Origin of the sequence: Streptomyces sp. NPDC006435, assembly GCF_040612315.1 — a bacterium.
Taxonomy (GTDB): domain Bacteria; phylum Actinomycetota; class Actinomycetes; order Streptomycetales; family Streptomycetaceae; genus Streptomyces.
Genome location: NZ_JBEXPY010000002.1, coordinates 323,291 through 348,738, shown reverse-complemented (window position 1 = coordinate 348,738; position 25,448 = coordinate 323,291). Strand labels below are relative to the sequence as shown.

Genomic DNA, 25,448 nt, shown 5'->3' with positions numbered 1-25,448 from the left:
CTGTCAGGCCGCCGGTGCGTGTTCCTCGATGACGACGCGCGGCAGCAGCTCCTCGTACGCCGCGCGGTCGAAATCACCGGCCGTCGGGGCGAGCACGGTCGCCGTCGACAGTGCCACCGCCCGCCGCAGCCGGTCCGGCCAGCCCAGCCCCTCGACGAGGCCGGACAGCAGCCCGGCCACCGCGGAGTCGCCCGCGCCGGTCGGGTTGCCCAGGACCTTGGCGGGCGGCCTCGCCTGCCAGATCCCGTCGGGGGTGACCGCCAGCACGCCGTCCGGGCCCAGCGAGGCGATGACCCCGTGCGCGCCCCGGCGGCGGGCGTCGCGGGTGGCGCGCAGCGGATCGCGCGAGCCGGTGAGCTGGGCCAGCTCGTCGGCGTTCGGCTTGATCAGGTCGGGGCGGGCGGCGATGCCGCGGCGCAGCGGTTCGCCGCTGGTGTCCAGGAGCACGGGGACACCGGCGGCGCGGGCCGGGCGGACCAGTTCGGCGTAGGCGCCGACGTGGATGCCGGGCGGCAGGCTGCCGCAGAGCGCGACGGCGTCGGCCCCGGCGAGGAGCTCCTCGTACCGGCCGAGGAAGGCGGTCCACTCGTCGGCGGTGACGAGCGGGCCGGGTTCGTTGAGCTGGGTGGTGTCGCCGGTGGCCCGGTCGACGACGGCGATCGTGCGACGGGTGTTCCCGGCGATGGTGACGAGGGCGTCGGTGATCGGCGCGGGGGAGGGGGCCGGGGCGGTCCCCGGGGCCGGGGTGCCGGTCGGGGCGGACCCGTCCGGCGACGTCCCGGCCAGCAGTTCGCGCAGTACGGCCCCGGTGGAGCCCCCGGCGAAGCCGGTGACCGTGGTCTCGTGGCCGAGGGCGGACAGCACCCGGGCCACGTTGAGCCCCTTGCCCCCGGGGCGCTCGGAGATGTCGCCGACGCGGTGACTGGTGTGCGGGACGAGCTTGGGGACGTCGTACGTCAGGTCGAGTGCCGTATTCAGCGTGACCGTCAGGATCACCGCGGCCGCTCCCCCGATCCCTGTCCGAGCGCGAAACCGTGGACGGTATGCGCTTACTGGCTGTTTCTCAGGCGATCATGCCAAAGAGGTGACGGTCGGCCCAGACCCCCGGACCAACCGCCGTCTCTTCGTTACGTACCCCTCCGGCCCGTCCGTACGTACCCCTCCGAACCGGTCCGTCACGTGCCCCGGGACCGGTGGGCGGACCGGCCGGGCGGGTCGGCCGGGCGTCAGCCGAGTGCGGGCTCGACGATCCACTCGCCCCTGCGCATGACGCCCTTGAGCGCGAAGTCCGCGTCCAGGACCACCAGGTCGGCGTCCTTGCCCGGCTCCAGCGAGCCGACCCGGTCGTACACGCCGAGCAGCCGTGCCGGGTTGGCCGAGATGGACTCCACGACGTCGCCGACCGGGATCCGGTCGATGGTCACGGCCCGGTGGAACGCGGTGTCCAGGGTGAGCGTGGAGCCCGCGATCGAGTTGCCCTCGACCAGCCGCGCGACGCCGTCCTTGACCTCGACCGCGAGCGGGCCGAGCTGGTACCGGCCGTCGCCGAAGCCGGCCGCGTCCATCGCGTCGGTGATCAGCGCGACGCGGTGCGCGCCCGCGTGGTGGTAGGCCAGCTCCAGGGCGGCGGGGTGCAGGTGCGTGCCGTCGTTGATCAGCTCGACGGTGACCCGTTCGTCCTCCAGGAGGGCGGCGATCGGGCCGGGGTCGCGGTGGGCGAGCGGCGGCATGGCGTTGAACAGGTGCGTGGCGACAGTGGCGCCCGCGTCGATCGCCTCGACGGTCTGCTCGTACGTGGCGTCGGTGTGGCCGATGGCCGCGATCACGCCGTGCTCGGAGAGCAGCCGCACCGAGTCGATGCCGCCCGGGAGTTCGGTGGCGAGGGTGAACATCCTCGCGGTGCCGCGGGCCGCGTCCATCAGCTTGCGGACCTCGGCCGGGTCCGGGTGGCGCAGCAGGGCCTCGCTGTGCGCGCCCTTGCGGCACGGCGAGATGAACGGCCCCTCGAAGTGGATGCCGGCCAGGTCGCCCTGCTCGACCAGCTCGGACAGGACGCCGGCCCGGTGGGCGAGGAAGTCCATCTCGCCGGTGACCGTGGAGGCGACCAGGGTGGTGGTGCCGTGCTCGCGGTGGGTGCGGATGCCGGTGAGGACCTCGTCCACGGTGCCGGAGGTGAAGGACGCGCCGCCACCGCCGTGGTTGTGCATGTCGACGAAGCCGGGGACCACCCAGTGGCCGCTCAGGTCGAGGGTGTGGGCGTCCGGTGCCGCGCTGCCCGCGATCCGGGTGCCTTCGACGATCACCCGGCCGTCCTCGACGGTCCCGGTGGGAAGCACCACCCGGGCACCTGCGAGAACCGTGCTGTCTGCGCGTCCGGCCATCAGGCGGATACCTCCGTGGAGAGAAGATCCCAGGCGAGCAGCCCTGCGCCCAGGCATCCGGCGGTGTCCCCGAGGGCCGCCGGGACGATGTGGGGCAGCTTCTGGAACGTGACCCGTTCCTCGACGGCCGCACGGAGTGGTGTGAACAAGGTTTCCCCGGCCTCGGCGAGGCCGCCACCGATGATGAGCGTGCTCGGGTCGAGCAGCGTCAGCGCGGTGACCAGCCCGGCGGCGAGTGCGTCGACCGCGTTGCGCCAGACCGCCTCGGCCGCGGGGTCGCCGGACTCGACGGCCTTCGCGCAGTCCGCCGCGTCCGCCTCCGGATCGCCGGACGCGGCGGCCCAGGCACGGCTGACGGCGGCGGCGGAGGCCAGGGTCTCCAGGCAGCCGCGCTGTCCGCAGCCGCAGTCCGGCCCGTCCGGCCGGACCACGATGTGCCCGATCTCGCCCGCGTACCCGTGCGCGCCCGCCTCGATCGTGCCCGCGATGCCGATGGCCCCGGCGATGCCGGTGCCCAGCGGTACGAAGAGGAAGCGGTCGGCGTCCTTGCCCGCGCCGATCCGGCCCTCGGCGAGTCCGCCGGTGCGCACGTCGTGGCCGAGCGCGACGGGCAGACCGCCGAGCCGCTCGCCGAGCAACTGCCGCATGGGCACGTCGCGCCAGCCCAGGTTCGCGGCGTAGACCGCGATCCCGTTGTCGGCGTCGACGATGCCGGGCACGGCGACCCCGGCCGCGACGGCGCTCCCGCCGAAGTGCTCCTCGCCGTACGCCCGCAGGTCCGCGGCGAAGGAGAGGATCGACTCCACGACGGCGTCGGCGCCGCGCTTCCTGTCCGTCGCCCGCCGCGCCTCGTGCAGCAGGGTGCCGTCGGCCCCGACCAGTGCGGCCTTCATTCCGGTGCCGCCCACATCGAGGGCGATGACGTGTTTCACGGGAAACAGTTTCGCCCGAGGAACCAAAAAGGTCTAGTCCACTATCCCGGTTTGTTGCGCGTCCATACAAAATCACGACCACACCATTGCGACCTCTTGGGGCGGCGCCCGGGGACGCGTCAGGACGTGTCGGGACGCCCCGGTGCACGTCGGTACGCTCCGGTGCGCGCCGGTACGTGTGAGTACGTCCCGGTACGGTCCGGGCGCCCCGTGACGGGTCAGGACGAAAGGATCACGCTGCGCGTGAGGTTGCGCGGGCGGTCCGGGTCGTAGCCCTTCGACTCCGCCAGCTCCACCGCCAGCCGCTGGGCCCTGATCAGGTCCGCCATCGGGTCGGCCGAGGGGTGCGCGACCAGCGTGCCGCCCACCCGGGCCACGTCACCGGCGAGCCCCTCCGGCAGCCGGCCGAACACCCAGGCCACCCGGTGCGGTCCGGTGATCGAGATCGGGCCGTGGCGGTACTCCATCGCCGGGTACGACTCGGTCCAGGCGCCGGCCGCCTCGCGCATCTTCAGCCCGGCCTCCTGCGCCAGCCCGTACGTCCAGCCGCGCCCCAGGAACGTCCACTGCTCGGCCGAGACGACCGCCTCGTCCAGCGGCTCGGTCACCGCCAGTTCCGCGTCCACCGCGGCGGCGGCCACCGTCTTCACCCCGGCCGGAAGCGGGCCCGACGCCTCCAGGCCGGCCCGCAGGAAGGCCAGCGCGGTGGTGGCGAACCGGGTCTGGACCACTGAATCCTCGTCCGCCCAGTCCAGTACGGCCACCGCGTCGGCGGCGTCCATGACCGGGGTGCCCGGATCGGCGGTCAGCGCGACCGTGGCGACCCTGCCGCGCAGTTCGCCCAGCAGCTCCAGCACCTCGGTCGTCGTACCGGAGCGGGTGATCGCCACCACCCGGTCGTACGGCCGCCCGACCGGGAACTCCGAGGAGGGGTACGCGTCCGTCTCGCCCTGCCCGGCCGCCTCGCGCAGCGCCGCATAGGCGATGGCCATGAACCAGGAGGTGCCGCAGCCGGTGACCGCGACGCGCTCGCCCGGCCGCGGCAGCCCGTCGAACGCCGCCCCCGCCTCGGCGGCGCGCCGCCAGCAGTCGGGCTGGGTGGCGATTTCTGATGCGGTACGCGACATGCGGAACGGCTCCTTGCGGCGTGGATCGTGACGGTGCGGGCGGGGCGGTGCGGGGCGGCACGGCGTCCGGAACGGGGACGGGCCCGAACCTACTTAGCAGTAGGCCCAGTTCGAGAGCAATGCCCCGCAGGGGTGCCCGGCACACCTGTCCGGTGCGTTGCGAAAGCGATACCGACTTTGGTGTAGACCTTCGGTGAACTCCTGGGGCAGGATCGCAGCTCATTCAGGGACCCCACGACGGCGTGGCCGACGCGGACGACGCTTATGGATGAGGACGGTCTGGGCTGTGCGGTTGCGCTACCGGATACTGACCGCGGTCGTGACCGCGCTGGGCATGACGGCGACACTGGCGGGCTGCGGGGGCGGGGGCGGCAGCGGCAGCGGCTCGGGGGACGTCACCCTCAAGCTCGTCGCGGCCGACTACGGCACCGGCCCGGCCAACAGTTCCGAGAAGTACTGGAACGGGATCGTGAAGGGCTTCGAGGCGACCCACCCCGGCATCAGGGTCGACGTCAGCATCCGCCCCTGGAAGGGCATCGACCGCGAGGTCGCCGAGCTGGTGAAGAAGGGGCGGGCCCCCGACATCGCCCAGATCGCCTCGTACGCCGACTACGCCAGGGCGGGCAGGCTCTACCGGGCCGACGAGATGCTCTCCATCCGGGCCCAGGCCAACTTCCTGCCGCGCCTGGCCGAGGCGGGCAGCGTGGACCGCACCCAGTACGGGCTGCCGTTCGTCGCCAGCACCCGGCTGCTCTTCTACAACAAGAAGCTCTTCGCACAGGCGGGCCTCGACGCCCCGCGGACCTGGGAGGACATCCGCGCCGACGCGGCGGTGCTCGGGCAGCGCGGGGTGACCTACCCGTTCGCCCTGCCGCTCGGCCAGGAGGAGGCCCAGGCCGAGACCATGATGTGGCTGCTCGGCGGGAAGGGCGGCTACCTCGACGACAGCGGCTCGTACGACATCGACTCGGCCGAGAACGTCGAGACCCTCGAATGGCTGAAGGCGAAGCTGGTCGGCCGGGGCCTCGTCGGCCCCGTCGCCCCCGAGAAGCTCGACCGGGCGAAGGCGTTCGCCGCGTTCACCGACGGCGAGGTCGGCATGCTGAACGGCCATCCGACGCTGATGCAGGAGGCCGAGCGCAAGGGCGTCCCCGTCGGCATGGTGCCGATGCCCGGCGCCGACGGCCCCGCCAGGGGCTCGCTGGGCGTGGCCGACTGGATCATGGGCTTCAAGCAGAACGGCCACCGCGCGGAGCTGGGCAAGTTCTTCGACTACCTGTTCACCGACGAGAACGTCATCGACTTCGCCGACGAGTACGACCTGCTCCCGACCACCGACAGCGCCTCGGCGGCCATGGAGTCCGACCCCGCGTACAAGCCGCTGTGGAAGTTCCTGGCCGCGCTGCCGGAATCGGAGTTCTACCCGTACGGCAAGACCTCCTGGGCCCGGACCAGCGAGTCGATCAAGGAGAACATCGGCAGGGCGGTCGAACCGGGCGGCAGCCCCGAGAACGTGCTGGGACGGATCGCGCGCGATTCGGCCGCGGCGGAGCGCGCGAAGTAGGGCGTCACCCGGCGGGCAGGCCCTCCGGGGCCCGCCCTCGGCAGGTGGCGGTCCGCCGGACGGGCGTTATGTTGGCTGATATGACCGCCCCCACGCACGGCCCCGACGACCCGGACGGACTCTCCGACAGGGACCGCGCCGTGCTCGCCGTCGAACGGCAGTCGTGGGCGGGGCCCGGCGCGAAGGAGCGGGCCATCCGTGAGCAGCTCGGCATCTCGCCCACGCGCTACTACCAACTGCTGAACGCGCTCCTCGACGACCGCCGCGCCCTGGCGGAGGACCCGGTGACGGTGAACCGCCTGCGCCGGGTGCGCGACGCCCGCCGGGACCGCCGCTGAAACACACCCCGAGGGCAACGCCCCGAAACGTCGCAACAGGTTCGCCCCCGCGCCCCGGCTCAGAGGGCCCGGCAGTAGGTCCCGCGGCGTCGCGGGGCTGAGGCACGCACCTCGCGGCGTTGTCGTCAATCACCATGGCTCCTTCCCCGAGCTCTCGGCTCCGCTCGAGCAGGGGAGACCCCATCTGCCTCAATCCTCCGCCTTGCGATGCACGCACCTCAGCCCCGCTCCTTCACCCGCGCTACCTACTGCCAGGCCCTCTTATAGGCTCGCCCCATGGGCAGCAACCCGGAAGAACGCGCACCCGCATCCGCGCCGAGCGGGACCCCGTCCGAGCTCCCGAACCCCACCACCGCACCGGGCCGGGAGGCTCTCGCCGCGATCCTCGCGCGCCCCGACCGCGCCGTCGTCGCACTCGACTTCGACGGCACCCTCGCCGACATCGTTCCCGACCCGGAACAGGCCCGCGCCCACCCCGGAGCCGTCCCCGCACTGGCCGCGCTCGCCCCGAAGGTGGCCTCCGTCGCCGTGATCACCGGCCGCCCGGCCGGGGTCGCGGTCCGGCACGGCGGCTTCGCCGGGGTTCCCGGCCTCGACCACCTCGTCGTCCTCGGCCACTACGGCGCCGAACGCTGGGACGCCGTCACCGGCACCGTCCACGCCCCGGCCCCGCACCCCGGCCTCGCCGCGGTCCGCGCCGAACTCCCCGGCGTGCTGGACCGGGCCGGCTCCTGGCACGGCACCTGGACCGAGGAGAAGGGACAGGCGATCGCCGTCCACACCCGCCGCGCCTCCGACCCGCAGGCCGCGTTCGACGCCCTGCGCGCCCCCCTGGGCGAGCTGGCCGCCCGGCACGGACTCGTCGTGGAACCCGGCAAACTCGTCCTGGAGCTGCGCCCGCCGGGCGTGGACAAGGGCGTCGCGCTCGCCCGGTACGTACGGGAGACGGACGCCGAGTCCGTGCTGTACGCGGGCGACGACCTCGGCGACCTCGCGGCGTACGCCGCGGTGGAGAAGCTCCGCACCGCCGGCCCCGACGGCATCCCGGGGCTCCTGGTGTGCAGCGGCGGCGCGGAGGTGCCGGAACTGGCGGACCGGGCCGACCTGCGCCTGGCCGGACCCGCCGCGGTCGTCGGTTTCCTGGCGGCCCTGGCCGAACACATCTGAGCGATTACTAGGTCGGTAGGATTCCTGGGCATGGTGGATGTTGGGGTGAGACAGCTACGAAGGAGCCGGGACAGGCTGGAGCGTAGAGCCAAGTCGGCCCAGGACGAAGGAGACCCGCAGACTGCTGGCCTGATGCTCTTCTACAGTGCGGAATGCGGGCTCAAAGCCGAGATTCTGGCTATGAACGGGAGCCGGGACACATCACAGCTCCCCGGGTACCTGCGTAATCACGATCTGCGCGCGTTGGCGAAGGAACTACGGCTGTCCGCACCGACACAGACCGGGCTGACCCCCTGTCGGCGAAAGACCGCCCGAAGCGGTGCCACGCAGGGGGCGGTACAGCCTGCCCCCGTCGATCCGCCGAGCCTTCACCAGGCATGGCGTTACGGCGCGGACTTGAATCCGGATGATGAAGCGCGGGCATTGCAGGCGCTGCGCACACTGATCGCAGGGTCCAGGACGGGAGCAGAGTGACGATGGCGGAAACCTACCGGGCTGTCGAGGCAGTTAATCTGTTCACTTGGGTAGATGTCGATGAACGTCTGTCGGCCGAGGCGGCTGAGGGACGGTGGCCGGACTGGCTGATGGAGGCCGACGCTTGGTGGGACGGTCTGGAGCTGACGGTCCGGTCCGGTACGGGGGAGCCAGACGTCCGCCGATGGCTGGATGACGTCTTCGGAACGGGTTCATCCCTCGGCAACCCGGGGGGGCTGGTCCTTGCGTTGGATCGCCCGGCCGAGGTGGAAGCAACCGGACTGCCGGTGACGTTGCTTCCTGACACGGAGTACGTGCGCAGCCGTCGTGACCCACGCCTGATGGAACGGCGCATCACTGCGGAGCTCGCCGACTTCATGGAGCGACCCACGCAGAACTCGTTTGTTTCCGACGTGCAGATGCTGGCCTTTCACTCGTTCAAGGGAGGAGCAGGGCGCACTGTTCACGCGGTTGCGTTGGCCGACGAACTGGCCAGGCGCGGGCGCCGGGTACTGCTTGTGGACGGGGATCTGGAAGCTCCCGGCATTACCTGGATGTACCAGGCGCAAGGCGGAGCATGCGATATTGCCTACGAGGATGTGTTGGCGCTGCTGCACGGTACGCCGCGAGGCGGCCAGCAGGAGGCGATCGCCATTGCTGCCCCGTACCTGGCGAATCAGGAGGTGGCACGTCATCGCGAGGGAGGGTCCCTGGTCGTCCTGCCGGCCAGCAGGAGACTTCGGCTGGGGCCGCCTCGTATCGAGCCCGCTCACCTGATCACGAAGGACCGTCCCGCGTACTTTCTGACCGAGTCGCTGGCGGAACTTGCTGCAGAGGCGGGCCTGGATACCGTTCTCGTCGACCTGCGTGCTGGTGCCTCTGAGCTGTCCGCACCTGTATTGCTGGACCCGCGGATACAGCGCGTATTCGTTACGACACTGAGCAGCCAGTCTCTGGAAGGGACAGAGCAACTCATCTGCCAGCTCGGGAACAAGGCTCCTTCTCTGGAGGGGACGGATCCGGCCCCGGCAGCCGTCGTGACCCAGTACCGACTTGATGCGCACACAGCGGAGGCCGAGCAAGCCAAGGCACGCCTGGCGGCGTCGCTGGAATGCTTCACCGCCAGGTATCAGGAACAGTCGCAAGGCCTGGAAAGCGGTGACGCCGATGGACTCGATACTGGTGATGTCGACTCACTAGTCCGGGCGGAGCCGCTACTCAGCCCGTTCCGTGAAGAGCTGCTCGCACTGCCCCGGAGCTGGGACGACGTGATCGATGTCGTACGGCGATGCGGTGTGAGTGAACTGGTGGGGAAGCTGGTTCCGGAACTTCCGGTGCCCCCTCTGGACGGTGGGCCCCTTTCAGAGAGCGAAGGCAGTTTGGAAGAGCGCAGGGGGGCACTTCATAAAAGAGCACGTTCCCTGGTCTTCGCGGAACGAAGCGGTCTTGACAGCGGCCTCGGGTTCTTGTCAACGGAGCCTCTTCGCAGGTTGGTGGGCGACCACCGTACGAGCCTGCCGGTTACGGTCGTCGTTGGAGCGAAGGGTGCGGGAAAGACCTTTACCTACGCACGACTGTGTGCGGCGGCCCGATGGGCTGCCTTCGCCGAGCACGCACAGGAATCGGTACAGGCCGACGCGCCAGTAGTGCCAGTCCTTGACCCTGGAAACATGGACCAGTACGGTTCCGGCGCCTCGTCCGAAGGCCCGCAGGCACTACGGGACCGTTCGGCCGGGGGGCAGGGTGCACGTCCGGACGACATCCGCTCGCTTCTCCAGGACGCGCTGGACAGCGAACGCCGTGAGGATCAGCGATTCTGGCGTTCGACCTGGCTGCAATGTATGGCTGTGGCAGCCGATGGACCCGGTGCGCTGGAAGCGAACGCGGAGGAAGTGCTACTGCATCGCAACCTCTCAAAGCCTGTCCTCTTCGTGTTTGACGGGCTGGAGGACTTCTTCCAGGACCTTGAATCCGATGCGCAGGCCAAGCGCATGGCACTGCGTACCTTGTTCACGGATGTTCCGGACTGGTTCCGTATGATGCGCAGTCGGCGACTCGGGCTGGTGATCTTTGCCCGCAAAGATCTGGTCCGGTACTCGCTGCGTCAGAACGTTGGTCAGTTCCTTGATCGGTACGACCCCTATGAACTGCGCTGGGACGCGCACGAAGCATTGCGTCTTGCTCTTTGGGTGGCGACCACGGCCGGAGCGGTACACCAGCCAGAAGAGGAATTGGCCCTGATGGCGCCTGACGCCGTGGTCCAAGCCCTGATTCCAGTTTGGGGTGCGAAGCTCGGCCGGGACAACTCACGGGAGGCATGGACCGAACGGTGGGTTCCTGCTGCCCTGGCCGACTTCAACGAGCAAGTACAGGCCCGTGACGTCGTTCGCTTTCTCCGAGACGCAGCAGAGCTGTCCATGAACGATGAGGACTGGCCGGACCGGTTGCTCAGTCCGTCCGCACTGCGCATGGCTCTGGTGCGTTGCAGTGCTGAGAAGCTGAAGGAATTGCAACAGGAGAACCCGAGCCTTGGGAATCTGCTGCGGTCCGTCGGCTCCAGGGCTGATGAGGTGGTGATGCCCTTCGAGGCGGAAGCCGTGGGCCTCGATGCTAATGGCATCGTGCAGCTGGAGGAGGCTGGAGCCTTGGCCAGGGACAACGATGGACGATACCGTCTTCCGGAGATCTACCGGCACGCCCTCGGTTTCCGGACCAGGGGGCGGGCCCGAGTAGTGCGGGGCTGAGATTTGGGACTACATGGGTGGGACCGCTGCAGTCGTCCCCATCCGGTGTCAGGATGTTCTCGTCCGAGCATTGGCCCGGCCGCGGTCGTCGGTTTCCTGGCGGCCCTGGCCGAACACATCTGAGCCGCCCGGGGCCGCACGACCGAGGACCGCCCGGGGCCGCCGCACGACCGGGGCCACATGGCCGAGGACCGCCCGACCGGGGCGGCCCTGCGGTACCGGCCCTCAGCCCCGCCGCAACGCGTCCAACTGGTCCAGGAACCACTGCTGCGGCGGCAGCGCGACCGCCGCCGCGGCCAGCCGTTCCGTGCGCGCGGCCCGCTCGTCCTCCGCCATCGTCAGCGCCTCGTGCAGCGCCGCCGCCGTCGCGGAGACGTCGTACGGGTTCACCACCACCGCGTCGCCGCCCAGTTCCTCGTACGCCCCCGCCTCCCGCGACAGCACCAGCGCGCAGCCGTGGTCGGAGACCACCGGGATCTCCTTGGCGACCAGGTTCATGCCGTCGCGGATCGGGTTGACGAGTGCCACGTCGGCCAGCCGGTACGCGGCGAGCGAGCGGGCGAAGTCGTCCTTGACGTGCAGCACCACCGGAGTCCAGCCCGCCGTGCCGTACGCGGTGTTGATCTCGTCGGCGACCCGCCGTACCTCGTCCGTGTAGTCCCGGTACACCGCGAGGTCCTGCCGGGAGGGGTACGCGAACGCCACGTGGACCACCCGCTCGCGCCACTCGGGGCGGTCGTCGAGGAGCGCCCGGTAGGCGAGCAGGCCGCGCACGATGTTCTTGGAGAGCTCCGTCCGGTCCACCCGTACGATCGTCCTCCGGCCGGGGCCGGCCTGCTCGCGCAGTGCCGCCATCCGCTCGTCCACGTCCGCCTCGTGCGCGCGGCGACGCAGGAAGTCCGCGTCCGCGCCGAGGCCGTGCACCCCGACCTCGGTCCGGCCGGTGCCGCCCACGATCCGGGTGCAGCAGTCGACGAACGCGTCGGCCCAGCGCCGGGTCAGGAAGGCGGCCCGGTCCGCGCCCAGGATGCCGCGCAGCAACTGCTCGGCGATGTCGTCGGGCAGCAGCCGGAAGTAGTCGACGGGCGCCCACGGGGTGTGCGAGAAGTGCCCGATCCGCAGGTCGGGGCGGAGCGTGCGGAGCATGCCGGGCACCAGCGCCAGGTGGTAGTCCTGCACCAGCACCGCCGCGCCCGGCCCGGCCTCCTCGGCGAGCGCCTCGGCGAAGGCCCGGTTGTAGGTCTCGAACGAGGCCCACTGCTGCCGGAACCCCGCGTCGAAGACCGGCTCCAGCGGCGTCTGGTACAGCATGTGGTGGACGAACCAGAGCACCGAGTTCGCGATGCCGTTGTACGCGTCCGCGTGGACGTCCGCGTCGATGTCGAGCATCCGCACGCCCGGCTCGCCGACCCCGCGCCGGACCGCCTCCCGGTCCCCGTCGCCGAGCGCGGCGCACACCCACAGCTTGTCCTCGACGGCGCTCAGCCCGGAGACCAGGCCCCCGCCGCCCCGTCTCGCGTCGAGCGACCCGTCCGTTTCCAGGGTGTACGACACCGGGCCGCGGTTGGAGGCGACGAGAACCTGGGCGGAGGGCCGGGCAGGAGAACGGGCAGGGGACTGGGCTTCGTGGTCGGAGGCCATGTTGCGGAATCTAGCCCGATCACGAACCGCCCAAACGTGCGAAGTCGGGCCGGTTCAGGCCGCGCGGCGCGAAACGTACTCCTCGATCTCGCGCATCGGGGGCCGCTCCTCGGTGTCCACGGCGTGGGTGCGCGGCACGAAGCCGTCCGGGCCCCGCTCGAACTGGGTGAGCGCGGGGCGCACCAAGTGGCCCCGTGACAGGCGCAGTTGAGCGGTCCGGTAGATCGCTGCCGCCATCCGGCCCAGCGCCTGCCCGTCCTGGTGCCGGTGCCTGCGCACTCCCACGTCCACCTGGGCCAGCGCGTCCAGCCCCACCGTGTGCAGCGCGTCGACCAGCAGCCCCAGCTCCACCCCGTAGCCGACGGGGAACGGCAGCTGTTCGAGCAGGGAGCGGCGCACGGCGTACTCGCCGCCCAGCGGCTGGACGAAACCGGCCAGCTGCGGCCAGTGCAGATTCAGCAGCGGGCGGGCCACCAGCTCGGTCACCCGGCCGCCCTGGGCCGCCGCCCCGCCGGTGCCGTCCCCGAAGGGGCGGTCGTACATCGCCTTCACGAACTGCACGTCCGGGTCGGTCAGCAGCGGGCCGACGATGCCGGAGACGAAGTCGGCCGAGAAGTCCTTCAGGTCGGCGTCGACGAAGCAGACGATGTCGCCGCCGGTGACCAGGAGGGACCGCCACAGCACCTCGCCCTTGCCGGGCACGGCGGGTATCCGGGGGAGTATCGAGTCGCGGTGCACCACCCGGGCGCCGGCCTCCCGGGCCACCCGGGAGGTGGCGTCCGTGGAACCGGAGTCGATCACCACGAGCTCGTCCACCAGATGGACCTTCTCCATCAGCTCGCGCCGGATCGTCGTGACGATGTCGCCGACCGTCGCCTCCTCGTCGAGCGCGGGCAGCACCACGCTCACGCTCCCGCGGCGCGGGTCCGCGGCCTTGGCGGCCAGCAGACGCTCCAACGGACGGTCGGCGGCCGACCAGGAACGCCCGGCCAGCCAGCGTTCGACCTCTTCCAGCACGGTCGATACTCCCTGTTATGTGATCCATCTCGCGGTTCGGACTGCTGTCTCGACAGCCTGGTGCTTCGGTTACAGTCTTGAACAACGCGGATGACCGTCGCATGTCGGGGTCCATCTGCCAATAAACGCCCGGATCGAAGATCCGGTGCCAAAGAGCTCATCCAGAGGGACTGAGGGAACGGCCCGTTGAAGTCCCGGCAACCCTCCTGCCGGCCGCGAGGACACGGTGGGGAAGGTGCCAATTCCGTCTTGTGGCGAAGTGCGTCACAAGGAAGATGAGGAGAAAGGGCCTCCGCCATCATGGCTGTGCAGACTGTTGCAGCGAACACCGAATCCTCCGTCGACCTCGGCCCCGCCGCGGCGCTTTCCTGCCGCGAGTGCGGCGAGCGCTTCGACCTCGGCCCCATCTTCGCCTGCGCCTCCTGTTTCGGGCCGCTCGAAGTGGCGTACGACCTGCCGAGCGGTTCCCCCGACGAGCTGAGGAAGCGCATCGAGGCGGGCCCGAACAACATCTGGCGCTACGCGCCGCTGCTGCCGGTCCCCGCGGACGTCGCGGACAAGCCCAACATCAACCCCGGCTTCACCAAGCTGGTCAAGGCCGACAACCTCGCCCGCGAGCTGGGCGTCACCGGCGGCCTGTACGTCAAGGACGACTCCGGCAACCCGACGCACTCCTTCAAGGACCGGGTCGTCGCGATCGCCGTCGAGGCCGCCCGCGCCTTCGGCTTCACCACCCTGTCCTGCTCCTCCACCGGCAACCTCGCCGGTGCGGTGGGCGCCGCCGCCGCCCGCGCGGGCTTCCGCTCCTGCGTGTTCATCCCGCACGACCTGGAGCAGGGCAAGGTCGTCATGGCCGCGGTGTACGGCGGTGAGCTGGTCGGCATCGAGGGCAACTACGACGACGTCAACCGCTTCTGCTCGGAGCTCATCGGCGACCCGCTCGGCGAGGGCTGGGGCTTCGTCAACGTCAACCTCCGCCCGTACTACGGCGAGGGCTCCAAGACCCTGGCGTACGAGATCTGCGAGCAGCTCGGCTGGCGGCTGCCCGACCAGATCGTCATCCCGATCGCGTCCGGCTCCCAGCTCACGAAGATCGACAAGGGGTTGCGCGAGCTGATCAAGCTGGGCCTGGTCGAGGACAAGCCGTACAAGATCTTCGGCGCCCAGGCCGAGGGCTGCTCCCCGGTCTCCGCCGCCTTCAAGGCCGGTCACGACGTCGTGCGGCCGCAGAAGCCGAACACCATCGCCAAGTCCCTCGCCATCGGCAACCCGGCCGACGGCCCGTACGTCCTGGACATCGCCCGTCGCACCGGTGGCGCGGTGGAGGACGTGGACGACGAGCAGGTGGTCGACGCCATCAAGCTGCTGGCCCGCACCGAGGGGATCTTCGCGGAGACGGCGGGCGGGGTGACGGTCGGCGTGACGAAGAAGCTCATCGAGGCCGGTGTCATCGACCCGACGCTGACCACCGTCGTCCTCAACACGGGCGACGGCCTCAAGACCCTCGACGCGGTGGCCGCCACCTCGCAGGCGACCGCGACGATCCGCCCCAGCCTGGACGCGTTCCGCGCCGCGGGCCTCGCCACCAGCTGACCACCCGAGACTTCAGGAAGGGCACCCGATCATGAGCGTGAACGTCCGCATCCCCACCATTCTCCGCACCTACACGGGCGGCCGGGCCGAGGTCCCGGCGGAGGGCGCGACCCTCTCCCAGGTCATCGAGTCCCTGGAGAAGGACCACCCGGGCATCGCCGCCCGCGTCCTGGACGACCAGGGCAAGCTGCGCCGCTTCGTGAACGTCTACGTCAACGACGACGACGTGCGCTTCGAGAGCGGTCTGGAGACGGCCACGCCGGACGGCGCCGGCATCTCGATCATCCCGGCCGTCGCGGGCGGCTGCTGACGGCTCGTCGGGCCGCACGCCGAATCACCCGAACGGAATTGCCCTCTCCGGTTTCAAACCTCTCCGGGTTTGAAACGGAGGGGGCAATTCTGCATGGTTGAGCGCGGTAGAGTGTGGGAAGTCCCCCCAGCTGCCCGTACCGCCCGCATATGAGAATGCGCCGCGTCGCGACAAGATGCAGCCAAAGTGCTCGAACTCCTTGCGCCATAAGTCACCTTTGTCTGGCCCGACTTGCCCTGGAATCTCATGAATTCCGCATATTCGGGCGTTCGGCGCTGTCGAGAATTCTCGTCCGATTGACCTGTTGCAGAGGGCAGTTGGGCAGATACATTCAGCCGCGGTCGACGCGTTCCGGCGCACGCACCCTCTCCTGTCGGAGGGTGGGTTCTGACCCGGGACCGCGAAGTGCGGCCCCGCGCAAGGGCCAGTAATAGGGGAGTTAGGCATGGCTCAGGGCACCGTCAAGTGGTTCAACGCGGAGAAGGGGTACGGCTTCATCGCGGTCGACGGTGGTGCGGATGTTTTCGTCCACTACAGCGCGATCCAGATGGACGGGTACCGCACCCTCGAAGAGGGTCAGCGAGTTGAGTTCGAGATCTCGCAGGGCCAGAAGGGGCCCCAGGCGGACATGGTCAAGCTCGCCGTCGGCTGAGTACGGCGCGGTCGGCCAACGACACCACTCACGCACGGAGGTCCGTACCCCCCAGGGGTACGGACCTCCGCGCGTTCCGGCGTGCCGCCCCGGCGCCGTCCCGGGGTGGCTGACGTCGTCCGCGACCGGAGAGGGGCGCTTGCGCCCTCCCGTCACCCGACCGCCACCCCTCGTCGAGCCTTCTCCGAAGGCGCTTGCACTCTCCAGGGGCGAGTGCTAATTATTGGCGTTAGCACTCTCCAGGTGAGAGTGACAGAACTTGGATCGGGCCGGTGAGGCCCGCAGGCCGGCGGGGCAAGGAACCACCGGTCACGCAGGCCGTCCGTCGCGGGCGCCTCCCGGTCCGGAGAAATCCACCCCTGTCCGGGAGGACCACTTCACATGGCCAAGATCATCGCGTTCGACGAGGAGGCCCGGCGCGGTCTCGAGCGCGGCATGAACCAGCTCGCCGACGCCGTCAAGGTCACCCTTGGCCCCAAGGGTCGCAACGTCGTCCTTGAGAAGAAGTGGGGCGCCCCCACGATCACCAACGATGGTGTTTCCATCGCCAAGGAGATCGAGCTGGAGGACCCGTACGAGAAGATCGGTGCGGAGCTGGTCAAGGAGGTCGCCAAGAAGACGGACGACGTCGCCGGCGACGGTACGACCACCGCCACCGTTCTGGCCCAGGCGCTCGTCCGCGAGGGTCTGCGCAACGTCGCCGCGGGTGCCAACCCGATGGCCCTCAAGCGGGGTATCGAGAAGGCCGTCGAGGCCGTCTCCGCCGCCCTCCTGGAGCAGGCGAAGGATGTCGAGACCAAGGAGCAGATCGCTTCCACGGCCTCCATCTCCGCCGCCGACACCCAGATCGGCGAGCTCATCGCCGAGGCCATGGACAAGGTCGGCAAGGAAGGCGTCATCACCGTCGAGGAGTCCCAGACCTTCGGTCTGGAGCTTGAGCTCACCGAGGGCATGCGCTTCGACAAGGGCTACATCTCGGCGTACTTCGCCACCGACATGGAGCGCATGGAGTCGTCCCTCGACGACCCGTACATCCTGATCGTGAACTCCAAGGTCAGCAACGTGAAGGACCTCCTTCCGCTGCTGGAGAAGGTCATGCAGTCCGGCAAGCCGCTGCTGATCATCGCCGAGGACGTCGAGGGCGAGGCCCTGTCGACCCTGGTCGTCAACAAGATCCGTGGCACCTTCAAGTCCGTCGCCGTCAAGGCCCCGGGCTTCGGTGACCGCCGCAAGGCCATGCTCGGCGACATCGCCATCCTCACCGGTGGCACCGTCATCTCCGAGGAGGTCGGCCTCAAGCTGGAGAACGCCGGTCTCGACCTGCTCGGCCGCGCCCGCAAGGTCGTCATCACCAAGGACGAGACGACGATCGTCGACGGTGCCGGTGACAGCGACCAGGTCCAGGGCCGCGTCAACCAGATCCGCGCCGAGATCGAGAACAGCGACTCGGACTACGACCGCGAGAAGCTCCAGGAGCGCCTCGCGAAGCTGGCCGGCGGCGTGGCCGTCATCAAGGCCGGTGCCGCGACCGAGGTCGAGCTCAAGGAGCGCAAGCACCGCATCGAGGACGCGGTGCGCAACGCCAAGGCCGCCGTCGAGGAGGGCATCGTCGCCGGTGGTGGCGTGGCTCTGCTCCAGGCCTCGGCCGTCTTCGAGAAGCTGGAGCTCTCGGGTGACGAGGCGACCGGCGCCAACGCCGTGAAGCTGGCCCTGGAGGCCCCGCTGAAGCAGATCGCCGTCAACGGTGGTCTCGAGGGCGGCGTCGTCGTCGAGAAGGTGCGCAACCTGGCCGTCGGCCACGGTCTGAACGCCGCGACCGGCGAGTACGTCGACATGATCGCCGAGGGCATCCTCGACCCGGCGAAGGTCACGCGCTCCGCCCTGCAGAACGCCGCGTCCATCGCCGCGCTGTTCCTCACCACCGAGGCCGTCATCGCCGACAAGCCGGAGAAGGCCGCCGCGGCCGCCCCGGGCGGCATGCCGGGCGGTGACATGGACTTCTGATCCTGACGGATCGGCAGTTCCCGCACAGCTGTGCCGCGTAGGCCCCCGGACCATCTGGTCCGGGGGCCTACGCCGTTCCCGGTCTCCCGGTGCTTTTGCCCGCGGCGCCCGCCCGCTCGAAGAGCCGTCCGCCCGCTGCGGGAGCCGGTCGAGCAGCCAGGTGGAGAGCTCCTCCGTGACCAGGGCGTGGCCCTCTTCGCAGGAGGCGAGCCTGAACTCGTCCGGTCCGCCGGCTCAGGAGGCGGACGGCTCGATCTCCCCCGCGAAGACGATGATCTGGTCGATGAGACTCCGTCGCAGATGGACGACGTCCGTTCCCGCCAGGCGGGGGCCTCCATCGGGCGTGGTGAAGACCCACTGGTACCGGGCCCATTCGTCAGGCATGTCCACCGCTGAGCAGCGCACCATCGTGCCGGTCCCCGCCGGGTGACGCCGGATGTCCAGCACGAACCGCTCGACCTCCGCGATTCCTTCGCTGCGACCCAACGGTCCCCAGAAGACCACGTCCGAGGTCAGGGCCTGGGAGAGCAGGGAGGTCACATAGCTGTCGTCCGAGGCGTTGAACGCGGAGATGAACATGTCGATCGCGGAGCGTGCGGTCTCTTCATGCATGCCCCAGTAATACCAGCCGTTTCGCGTGCACTCGTCCCACGAGCCGCCTTCCGGTCACGGTGAACCATCCCGCCCGCCCGCTACGGGAGCCGGTCGAGCAGCCAGGTGGAGAGCTCCTCCGTGACCAGGGCGTGGCCCTCGTTGCGGGAGGCGAGCCTGAACTCGTCCAGCCCGCTGGTCTCGTACGGGAGCCGGGAGATGTCCGTGTACAGCTCCTCGTCCGTGTCCAGGTCGCCGATGTCCACCGCGCTGACGGACGGCACGAAGCAGTGCGAGCGGATGCGCACGTCGGTCTTGAGGCCGAGCGGGGCGGCGAGCGCGTTGAGCCCGTCGGCGAGGATGCCGAACCCCTCCAGCGAGCCGCCGGGCGCGCCGTCGATGGACGGCAGTCCCGCCGTACGGACCTCGTGGGTCCGCTCCGTCACCACCCGCAGGCTCGCGGCGAGTTCGCCGTCGCCGGGGGACTGGGTGTAGAGCCTGGTGCCCGCGATCGACGATCCCCTGCCCTCCAGGGCCAGTTCGCCCGCGCGCACATCGGTGCCGATGCCGTCGGCCGCCCCGTTGGCGACCCCGATCAGCCGCGGTCTGCGCGGCCATTCGCCGATCGCCCGCATCTCGGCGAGGAACGCGGTGCGCTCCGCGCTCCGCTCCGGTGCGCCGTCCCACTCCCCGATGTGCCGCCACAGCAGCTGACGGGCGGCCGGGCTGTTGATCTGGTCGGAGAACCGGCTGTCGAGGCCCTTGATGTAGTGCGCGAACGCCTGGAGCGCGAGCGGGATCCAGGCGCCGCGGTGCGGGCTGTCGTACGAGAAGTACAGCCCCGTCCGGTGCTCGACGTCCCGGCTCTCCATCGAGGCCAGTGCGTGCCGGGTGACCAGACCGCCCGTGCCGAAACCGCCGACGGCCAGCGGGGTGCGGCCCTGCTGTTCCGCGGCGGTGCGCAGGATCGCGGCCTGCGCGGTCGCGGAGTTGTCCGGAATCGACGCGCCGCGTTCGCGGAAGCCGAGGAGGACGACGTCCCGGCTGCGGCGGCGCAGCTCGCTGATGAGCGGATAGTCGCCGAACTCCATGGTCTCCCAGGCGGACACCAGCTCGCTGGGGCCCGTGCCGAAGCCGTCGGCGACGATCACGGGCCGTACGAGTGCCTTGTTGCCCTCGCCGAGGTAGACCCGGGCGGAACCGCCCGGCAGATCCCACACGGCACTGGGCCGCAGGGGGAGCGAGCTGTGCGGTTCGGCGTCGATGCGGGGGCCGGGGACCAGGGCGATGGGGGGCCTGTTCTGGAGCCCCGAGGCGATCTGCTCGTGGGACGGTTCGGGCATGAGTGGTTCCCCTTTGGGCTGGTTCGTCACAACACGTGCAAAGCGGAGCACGGAGTGCGGCGATCCGGTCGGGGAAGCGGTTCAAACCACCCCCAGGTGGGAGCCGGTTTGAGCCAGGGGGAGTGAGGCGTCGCCGGGGGCGGGGTGTCAGACGAAGGGCAGCGGGCCGGGCAGCAGCCAGGTCGCCGAGGCCGCCCCGCCGACGCAGACCATCGCCCAGCCCGCCCCGGGCCGTCCGGAAAGGCTCCGGGCCGCGTGCCCGGCCTCGGAGGCGAGGATCACCCCGAACATGAGCGCCAGGGACAGGTCGCCCCAGGTGATGCCGGGCCGGCCGATGACGAGCCATCCCGCCGCGCACGCTCCCAGCCCGGCGGCCAGGTGGGGCCATTCCACGGCCCTGGCGGGGGCGGACGGTGTGCGCTTGCGGTGCGTCAGGATCAGCGCGATCTCCGCGAGGGCCGCCGCTATGGCAATCAATCGTGCTCCATGCCGGAAGGAACGTGCGGGCCTTCCGGCAGCCGCAAGCGATCGTTTGGTGCCGTCATGGAAGCACGGATTGTGCGATATCGGCTAATTCTTGGCTTGGGGTGATCTGTGGAGGTATTGGCTGGTGCGGCGGACGTGCCGGAAGGGGGGCGGGGTGGTCCGTTCCGTTCCGGCACGTCCGGTGGCGGCTCAGTCGCGGCGGGGGCCGATGACGGTGTCGCCCTCGTGCACGGTGATCGCCAGGGCCGGGCAGATGTCGGAGGCGTCCAGGACCCGTTCGTCCGGCTCGATCCCGTCGGTCCGCGCCCGCGCGCGCTCGTCGTCCAGGGCGAACACCTCGGGGACGGTCCCCGCGCACATGCCCGACCCCTGGCACAGCTCCCGGTCGACGCGTACGTTCCAGCTCATCGCGGTCACCACCCGACGGGCATGACGCGCGGCCCGCGCACCAGCATCTCGGACTTCCACGTCACGTCGGCGGCCACGTGCAGGCCGGGGAAGCGGGTGATGAGCGCGGACAGCGCCTCCTGGAGTTCCAGCCGGGCCAGCGGGGCGCCCAGGCAGTGGTGGACGCCGTGGCCGAAGCCGAGGTGCTGGTTGCCCTCGCGGGCGATGTCGAGCACGCCCGGGGCCGTGAACCGCAGCGCGTCGCGGTTGGCCGCGCCGACGGCGACCAGGACGGGGCTCCCGGCGCGGACGAGCGTCCCGCCGACCTCGATGTCCTCGGTGGCGTAACGGGGCTGGCCGGCACCGCTGCCCAGCGGCACGAAGCGCAGCAGCTCCTCCACCGCGTTCGGGACGAGCCCGGGTTCGGCCCTGAGCCGGGCCAGCTGCTCCGGGTGGTCGAGCAGGGTGAGGACGAAGTTGGGGATCTGGGAGGCGGTGGTCTCGTGACCCGCCACGAGGATGCCGACGCACAGGTCGACGAGTTCGAGCTCGGAGAGCCGGTCGCCGCCGTCGCGGGCCTCGATCAGGGCCGTCATCAGGTCGTCCTGCGGCTCGCGGCGGTGCTGCTCGATCAACCCGGCCATGTAGGCGCGCAGTTCCTCGCGGCTGGCCTCGAACTCCTCGGCCGTGAGGGAACTCGTCGACAGCGCGTCGTCGCTCCACTTGCGGAAGAGCGGCCGGTCCTCGGTGGGCACGCCCAGCATCCGGCAGATCACGGCCACCGGCAGCGGCAGCGCGAACAGGTCCACCAGGTCCGCCGGCTGCCCGGCCGCCTCCATGTCGTCGAGGAGGCTCGCGGTCAGCTCCCGCACCTGGGGGCGCAGCTTCTCGACCTGCCGGACCGTGAACGCCTTGGCGACCAGGGAACGCAGCCGGGTGTGGTCCGGCGGGTCCATGCCGAGGATCCCGCCGTCGCGCTGCCCCTCGGACTGTCGGGGCTCGTCGTGCGAGGCGGCGAGGGCCCGGCTGAAGCGCTGGTCGCCGAGGACGAGCCGGGCGTCGGCGTAGCGGGTGACGAGCCAGGCCGGTTCGCCGTACGGCATCTGGACCCGTAACAGTCCCGGCCGGTCGCGTACGCGCTCGTACTCCTCGGCGAGCCGGAGTCCTTCGGCGGTGTTGAAGGGGTAGGCGAGGGGTGCGACATCTGCTGTGGTCACTGTGGGCCTCCCGTGGGTGAACAACCGTGAAAGCAGCCGTGCGGACAGCCGTGCGGGCAGTCCCGCGAACAGCCATGTAAGCAACTGCTTACAAACGTAGAAGCGATCCTTCCGGGCAGTCAACGACGCTTTACGGCCGTTATCCTGACGGACCGTTCGAGAGGAAATCCGCCATGAAGCCCGCCCCCGCACCGTCGTCCGGAGAGCGCCGCCGGGACTCCGCGGCCACCCGGCAGCGGCTGCTGGAAGCCGCCCGCGACCTGTTCGCGGAGCGGGGCTACGAAGCGGCGACGGTACGGAGCATCGCCGAGCGCGCCGGGGTGAACCAGGCCCTGCTCTTCCGTTACTTCGGCTCGAAACAGGGTTTGCTCACGGAGGTCGTCGCGCAGGGAGGTCTCGAACAGCTGCGCGCGACCCCGCCCGAGGAGCTCTTCGAGACGGCCCTGCGCTCGATGCTGACCCGCAGCGCGGGCGGTACGGAGGACCGTTCCCTGGAGGTCTACCTGCGTTCCGTGGGCCGGGGCGACGAGGCGGCCGGAACGCTGCGGGAGCTGGGCGAGGAGTACCAGAACGCCCTGGCCGGGCTGTCCGGCACCGAGGACGGCGCCCTGCGCGCGGACCTCGCCATGGCCTGGCTGCTCGGCATCGGCCTGATGCGGACGGTCGTCGCCCGCGAGCCGCTCGCCGGTGCCGATCCGGACGACGTCTGCCGGCTCGTGCTCGGCACGCTCGACCACCTCTGGTCCGCGCCCGCATCCGAGGGCGGGGACGGTACGGCGTGACGAGCGGCCGGGCGGGTCGGGCGGTCGGAGGAACGGGAAGGGGCGGCCCGGCTGGTGCCGTGCCGCCCCGTGACTCCGGTGGGTTGCGCCCCGCTCAGCGGTGGTTGCGCTCGAAGACGGCGAAGGCCGCCTCCTGGCGCCACTCGGCCGCCGCCTTCGGGTTCTCGGCGAGGTAGCGGGCGCAGCGCGGGCCCGGCCGGTTGTCGCCGGGGCGGCTGCCCTGGCAGACGGGGACCGGGCGGTAGTCGGACCGGGCGCGGTCGGCGGTCCACAGGCTGCGGCCGTCGTTGAACGCGTGCTCCAGGGAGGCGCGGGCCAGGTCCTTCAGCTCGGTGTAGCCCAGGTCGTACGTCCGGGACGCGTACCGGTACTCGTGGCTGATGTCGATCCGCGAGACCCCCGGGTCGTCGGTGGCCAGGACCACCGGGACGCCGTAGCTGCGGTAGGCGTTGAACGGGTGGTCGTCGCCCGCGATGCCGAGGATCTGCTTGTTGCTGGAGAACGGCACCTCGACCGCGACGTCGCGCCGTGCCATCGTCCGCGCGAGCTGCCGCCAGTCGTCCTCGTGGACCAGGTCCACGCCGTGCCCGATGCGTTCGGCCCCGGCGACGAGGACGGCCTCCCGGATGTGGAAGGTCAGGTCCTCCGGCTTGACGAGGCCCGGCGCCAGCTCACCGGCGTGCAGGGTGAGGTGTGAGTCCGGGTACTGGCCGCGCAGGTACTTCAGCATCCGCATCTGGAGGCTGTAGTTGTCCAGCGAGCTCTGCCAGTCCTCGGGCTGGACGAGGTTGACCGCGACGAAACGCGGGTCGCGCTCGGCCAGCCGCATGCCGACCGCCATCTGCGTGAACACCCGGGCCGGGGTGCTGCCCCGGGACACCTGGGAGATCCACTTGACGGGCAGGCGGCAGCCCGGGGCGGGGCGGGGGGTGTCGCAGTGCGAGGTCTCCCGGAACTGCGCGTCGGTGTCGTCGGCCTCCTTGATCGCCTCGTCCACCACGCGGTCGAGCTTTCCGTCGGCCACGAGCTTGCGGTGGAAGGCCGCCAGGTCGGGGTCGTAGCCCACCTGCTCGGACAGCGCCTTCGAGCTGTCCGACGCGGGCGTGACCAGCGTCTCCAGGTAGAACTGGTTGTTCTTGACGACGGTGTCGGCCACGTTCGCGAGCATCTTGCCGCGGGTGTACCAGGTCGCCATGCCGAACTTGTCGAACGTGTTGAAGAAGTGGTCGTGCCCGGACTCGCCCGGCGGGAAGTCCTGCATGGACCAGGCCCGGATGACTTGTTGCCGGAACGCGGCATCGGTCTGCGCGTCCGAGGCGGGCCGCTTGCCGGGTCCGCACGGCGGCGCGACGGCCGTCATCGTCGCGTCGATGCACAGCCCCTGCTCGGCCGCGAGGTCGATCAGGTACTCCGTCGCGACGGCGCCCGACAGGTGGTTGTGCAGGTCGCCCCCCTTGGGCAGGGCGGCGAAGAACTCCTTCTGCCGCTCCGGCCTGTTCCGGAGCGAGTCCAGGTACGCGGAGGTCCTGCGCTCGGCCGGGGTCACCGGGCGGTGCGCGGCCTGCGCGGCGGGCCGCGGAGCGGGGTCCTTCGCCGGGGCGGCGGCGGCCGGGAGCGCCGGGAGCAGGGAGAGCGTGGCGAGTGCGGCGAGCCCGGCCGGGAGCAGTGACTTGGGACGGTGTGCCGTCCGGAGTGTTGGAATCACGGCCGAATGATCGCGTTCGACAAAGGGGTTTCATGCCCGAACCACATATATGGGCGAGAACGTCCACTCGATCGAGTGGGCAGTGATCAAGCGGAGCAACCGGCCGCCCTATGGCTGCTAGAGCCGGGATCCGCACGAGCCGCGTCATCGGCGGCCCGCGGTCCGGCCCCGTCGTCCGGCCCCGTCGTCCGGCACCGAGGGCCCCGTCGGGCCCGGTTGGGCCCCGGGCATGACAACTCCCTGTGACATACGTGCGGTTGTTGGATCTGCGCCTCTTCCGGGCCGGCGCCGCGTTGAACACTCTGGGTGTGCATTTCCGTTACTCAGCGTGGAAAGGAATGGATCATGACGACGATCGAACGGCGCAGGACGGCGGAGAGCAGAGTGCGGGTGGCGGAGGACGCGGTGACGCGGCTGAAGGAGGGTTTCTCGGGGGTCGGGATCACGTTGCCCTCGCTGCGGGTCGACCCGGTGACGTGCGCGGGGACCGAGCCGGGGGCGCCGTTGGTGGACCTGGGCCGGTGCAACCTCGACACGGCGCTGCGGTTGAGCGTGGTGCTGGAGGCGCAGGGGACGGCCGGCCATGAACGGTGAGGGGACCGAGGGGTGTGCGCCGGAGCCGGGATCGTTCGCGGTGGACACCCGGGACGGCCGGGTGGGGCGCGTGATGGGGCGCGTCGGTTCGTACGTGCAGTTACGGGCGCCGGGTGGCGGGCCCGAGTGGGACTGCCCGCCGGACTCGGTGCGCGCGGCGCCGCTGGGCGAGGTGCTGCGGGCCCGTGTGAGGGAGGTCAACCGGGAGGGGAGGCTGCCATGACGGTGGATCCGGTGGTCATGTCCTCGGGGCCCGTCGACGGTGCCGCCCCGGAGGCCGGCGATCCGGTGGACGCGTCGCCGGAGCCGTTCGGCACGACGATCCCCACGGAGGGGTTCCCGGCCTGAAGGGGTGTGCGTGTGCGTGCGCGGATGAGGGGTGGTACCCGGTCGGCCCGG

General features: G+C 70.6%; 24 protein-coding genes and 1 riboswitch. Of the genes, 12 read left to right on the top strand and 12 right to left on the bottom strand.

The window, feature by feature from the left end:
- Positions 1-3 precede the first annotated feature (3 nt).
- From ABZZ04_RS03820 to ABZZ04_RS03805, 4 genes are all read right to left on the bottom strand, one after another.
- Positions 4-996 carry a 1-phosphofructokinase family hexose kinase gene (locus ABZZ04_RS03820; RefSeq protein ID WP_356930565.1) on the bottom strand — a complete coding sequence of 331 codons (993 nt, stop codon included), beginning with the start codon at positions 994-996 and terminating at the stop codon, positions 4-6.
- A 230-nt stretch (positions 997-1,226) separates the two neighbouring features.
- Positions 1,227-2,381: an N-acetylglucosamine-6-phosphate deacetylase gene (nagA, locus tag ABZZ04_RS03815; protein ID WP_356930564.1), complete on the bottom strand. Its 1,155-nt coding sequence runs from the start codon at positions 2,379-2,381 to the stop codon at positions 1,227-1,229.
- Entirely contained in the window at positions 2,381-3,313 is a 933-nt protein-coding gene (locus ABZZ04_RS03810; protein WP_356930563.1) for an ROK family protein, read from the bottom strand. The genes nagA and ABZZ04_RS03810 overlap by 1 nt, the downstream gene beginning before the upstream one ends.
- A 218-nt stretch (positions 3,314-3,531) precedes the next feature.
- Positions 3,532-4,440, bottom strand: a complete 909-nt coding sequence (locus tag ABZZ04_RS03805) for a sugar isomerase (protein WP_356930562.1) — start codon at positions 4,438-4,440, stop codon at positions 3,532-3,534.
- 268 nt (positions 4,441-4,708) lie between these two features.
- Between ABZZ04_RS03805 and ABZZ04_RS03800 the strand changes: the two genes are divergently transcribed.
- The 4 genes from ABZZ04_RS03800 to ABZZ04_RS03785 all read left to right on the top strand — a co-directional run bounded on the left by ABZZ04_RS03800 (position 4,709) and on the right by ABZZ04_RS03785 (position 10,727).
- Positions 4,709-6,004 (top strand): extracellular solute-binding protein, encoded by a 1,296-nt coding sequence (locus ABZZ04_RS03800; RefSeq protein ID WP_356930561.1) that lies wholly within the window; start codon positions 4,709-4,711, stop codon positions 6,002-6,004.
- A gap of 80 nt (positions 6,005-6,084) precedes the next feature.
- Entirely contained in the window at positions 6,085-6,342 is a 258-nt protein-coding gene (locus ABZZ04_RS03795; protein ID WP_356930560.1) for a DUF3263 domain-containing protein, read from the top strand.
- Between the two features lie 276 nt (positions 6,343-6,618).
- On the top strand, positions 6,619-7,509 hold the full coding sequence (otsB, locus tag ABZZ04_RS03790) for a trehalose-phosphatase (RefSeq protein ID WP_356930559.1): 891 nt from the start codon (positions 6,619-6,621) through the stop codon (positions 7,507-7,509).
- 476 nt (positions 7,510-7,985) lie between these two features.
- The gene (locus tag ABZZ04_RS03785; RefSeq protein ID WP_356930558.1) at positions 7,986-10,727 is read left to right on the top strand and encodes an AAA family ATPase; all 2,742 of its coding nucleotides are present in this window, start codon (positions 7,986-7,988) and stop codon (positions 10,725-10,727) included.
- Positions 10,728-10,952: 225 nt separating this feature from the next.
- On the opposite strand, the gene ABZZ04_RS03780 is transcribed toward ABZZ04_RS03785, so the two are convergent.
- Entirely contained in the window at positions 10,953-12,368 is a 1,416-nt protein-coding gene (locus ABZZ04_RS03780) for a trehalose-6-phosphate synthase (protein ID WP_356930557.1), read from the bottom strand.
- A 54-nt stretch (positions 12,369-12,422) separates the two neighbouring features.
- Positions 12,423-13,385, bottom strand: a complete 963-nt coding sequence (locus tag ABZZ04_RS03775) for a glucosyl-3-phosphoglycerate synthase (protein WP_356930556.1) — start codon at positions 13,383-13,385, stop codon at positions 12,423-12,425.
- Positions 13,386-13,539: 154 nt separating this feature from the next.
- A riboswitch (SAM riboswitch) is annotated at positions 13,540-13,667 on the top strand.
- An 18-nt stretch (positions 13,668-13,685) separates the two neighbouring features.
- Between ABZZ04_RS03775 and thrC the strand changes: the two genes are divergently transcribed.
- From thrC to groL, 4 genes are all read left to right on the top strand, one after another.
- Positions 13,686-14,978 carry a threonine synthase gene (thrC, locus tag ABZZ04_RS03770; RefSeq protein ID WP_356930555.1) on the top strand — a complete coding sequence of 431 codons (1,293 nt, stop codon included), beginning with the start codon at positions 13,686-13,688 and terminating at the stop codon, positions 14,976-14,978.
- Between the two features lie 31 nt (positions 14,979-15,009).
- On the top strand, positions 15,010-15,288 hold the full coding sequence (locus ABZZ04_RS03765; protein ID WP_356930554.1) for a ubiquitin-like small modifier protein 1: 279 nt from the start codon (positions 15,010-15,012) through the stop codon (positions 15,286-15,288).
- A gap of 445 nt (positions 15,289-15,733) precedes the next feature.
- Positions 15,734-15,940: a cold-shock protein gene (locus tag ABZZ04_RS03760; protein WP_003967346.1), complete on the top strand. Its 207-nt coding sequence runs from the start codon at positions 15,734-15,736 to the stop codon at positions 15,938-15,940.
- A 381-nt stretch (positions 15,941-16,321) separates the two neighbouring features.
- Complete coding sequence (groL, locus tag ABZZ04_RS03755; protein WP_072487928.1) at positions 16,322-17,944, top strand: chaperonin GroEL; 1,623 nt, start codon at positions 16,322-16,324, stop codon at positions 17,942-17,944.
- Between the two features lie 234 nt (positions 17,945-18,178).
- Here the strand turns inward: groL and ABZZ04_RS03750 are convergent, their stop codons facing one another.
- The 5 genes from ABZZ04_RS03750 to ABZZ04_RS03730 all read right to left on the bottom strand — a co-directional run bounded on the left by ABZZ04_RS03750 (position 18,179) and on the right by ABZZ04_RS03730 (position 21,968).
- Positions 18,179-18,556, bottom strand: a complete 378-nt coding sequence (locus ABZZ04_RS03750) for a nuclear transport factor 2 family protein (protein ID WP_356930553.1) — start codon at positions 18,554-18,556, stop codon at positions 18,179-18,181.
- An 80-nt stretch (positions 18,557-18,636) separates the two neighbouring features.
- Positions 18,637-19,878 (bottom strand): hypothetical protein, encoded by a 1,242-nt coding sequence (locus tag ABZZ04_RS03745; protein ID WP_356930552.1) that lies wholly within the window; start codon positions 19,876-19,878, stop codon positions 18,637-18,639.
- Positions 19,879-20,025: 147 nt separating this feature from the next.
- Positions 20,026-20,355 (bottom strand): hypothetical protein, encoded by a 330-nt coding sequence (locus ABZZ04_RS03740; protein ID WP_356930551.1) that lies wholly within the window; start codon positions 20,353-20,355, stop codon positions 20,026-20,028.
- A 198-nt stretch (positions 20,356-20,553) separates the two neighbouring features.
- Positions 20,554-20,772, bottom strand: a complete 219-nt coding sequence (locus tag ABZZ04_RS03735) for a ferredoxin (RefSeq protein WP_356930550.1) — start codon at positions 20,770-20,772, stop codon at positions 20,554-20,556.
- Positions 20,773-20,777: 5 nt separating this feature from the next.
- Positions 20,778-21,968 (bottom strand): cytochrome P450, encoded by a 1,191-nt coding sequence (locus ABZZ04_RS03730; RefSeq protein ID WP_356930549.1) that lies wholly within the window; start codon positions 21,966-21,968, stop codon positions 20,778-20,780.
- 173 nt (positions 21,969-22,141) lie between these two features.
- Between ABZZ04_RS03730 and ABZZ04_RS03725 the strand changes: the two genes are divergently transcribed.
- The gene (locus ABZZ04_RS03725) at positions 22,142-22,750 is read left to right on the top strand and encodes a TetR family transcriptional regulator (RefSeq protein ID WP_356930548.1); all 609 of its coding nucleotides are present in this window, start codon (positions 22,142-22,144) and stop codon (positions 22,748-22,750) included.
- 94 nt (positions 22,751-22,844) lie between these two features.
- Here the strand turns inward: ABZZ04_RS03725 and ABZZ04_RS03720 are convergent, their stop codons facing one another.
- The gene (locus tag ABZZ04_RS03720) at positions 22,845-24,455 is read right to left on the bottom strand and encodes an adenosine deaminase (protein WP_356930547.1); all 1,611 of its coding nucleotides are present in this window, start codon (positions 24,453-24,455) and stop codon (positions 22,845-22,847) included.
- Positions 24,456-24,800: 345 nt separating this feature from the next.
- On the opposite strand from ABZZ04_RS03720, the gene ABZZ04_RS03715 reads away from it, so the two are divergent.
- From ABZZ04_RS03715 to ABZZ04_RS03705, 3 genes are read left to right on the top strand one after another with little or no spacing between them, the layout of a single operon-like run.
- Positions 24,801-25,049, top strand: a complete 249-nt coding sequence (locus ABZZ04_RS03715) for a hypothetical protein (RefSeq protein WP_356930546.1) — start codon at positions 24,801-24,803, stop codon at positions 25,047-25,049.
- Entirely contained in the window at positions 25,039-25,272 is a 234-nt protein-coding gene (locus ABZZ04_RS03710) for a hypothetical protein (RefSeq protein ID WP_356930545.1), read from the top strand. Before ABZZ04_RS03715 ends, ABZZ04_RS03710 begins: the two co-directional genes overlap by 11 nt.
- Positions 25,269-25,397 (top strand): hypothetical protein, encoded by a 129-nt coding sequence (locus tag ABZZ04_RS03705; protein WP_356930544.1) that lies wholly within the window; start codon positions 25,269-25,271, stop codon positions 25,395-25,397. Before ABZZ04_RS03710 ends, ABZZ04_RS03705 begins: the two co-directional genes overlap by 4 nt.
- The last annotated feature ends 51 nt before the right edge of the window (positions 25,398-25,448 follow it).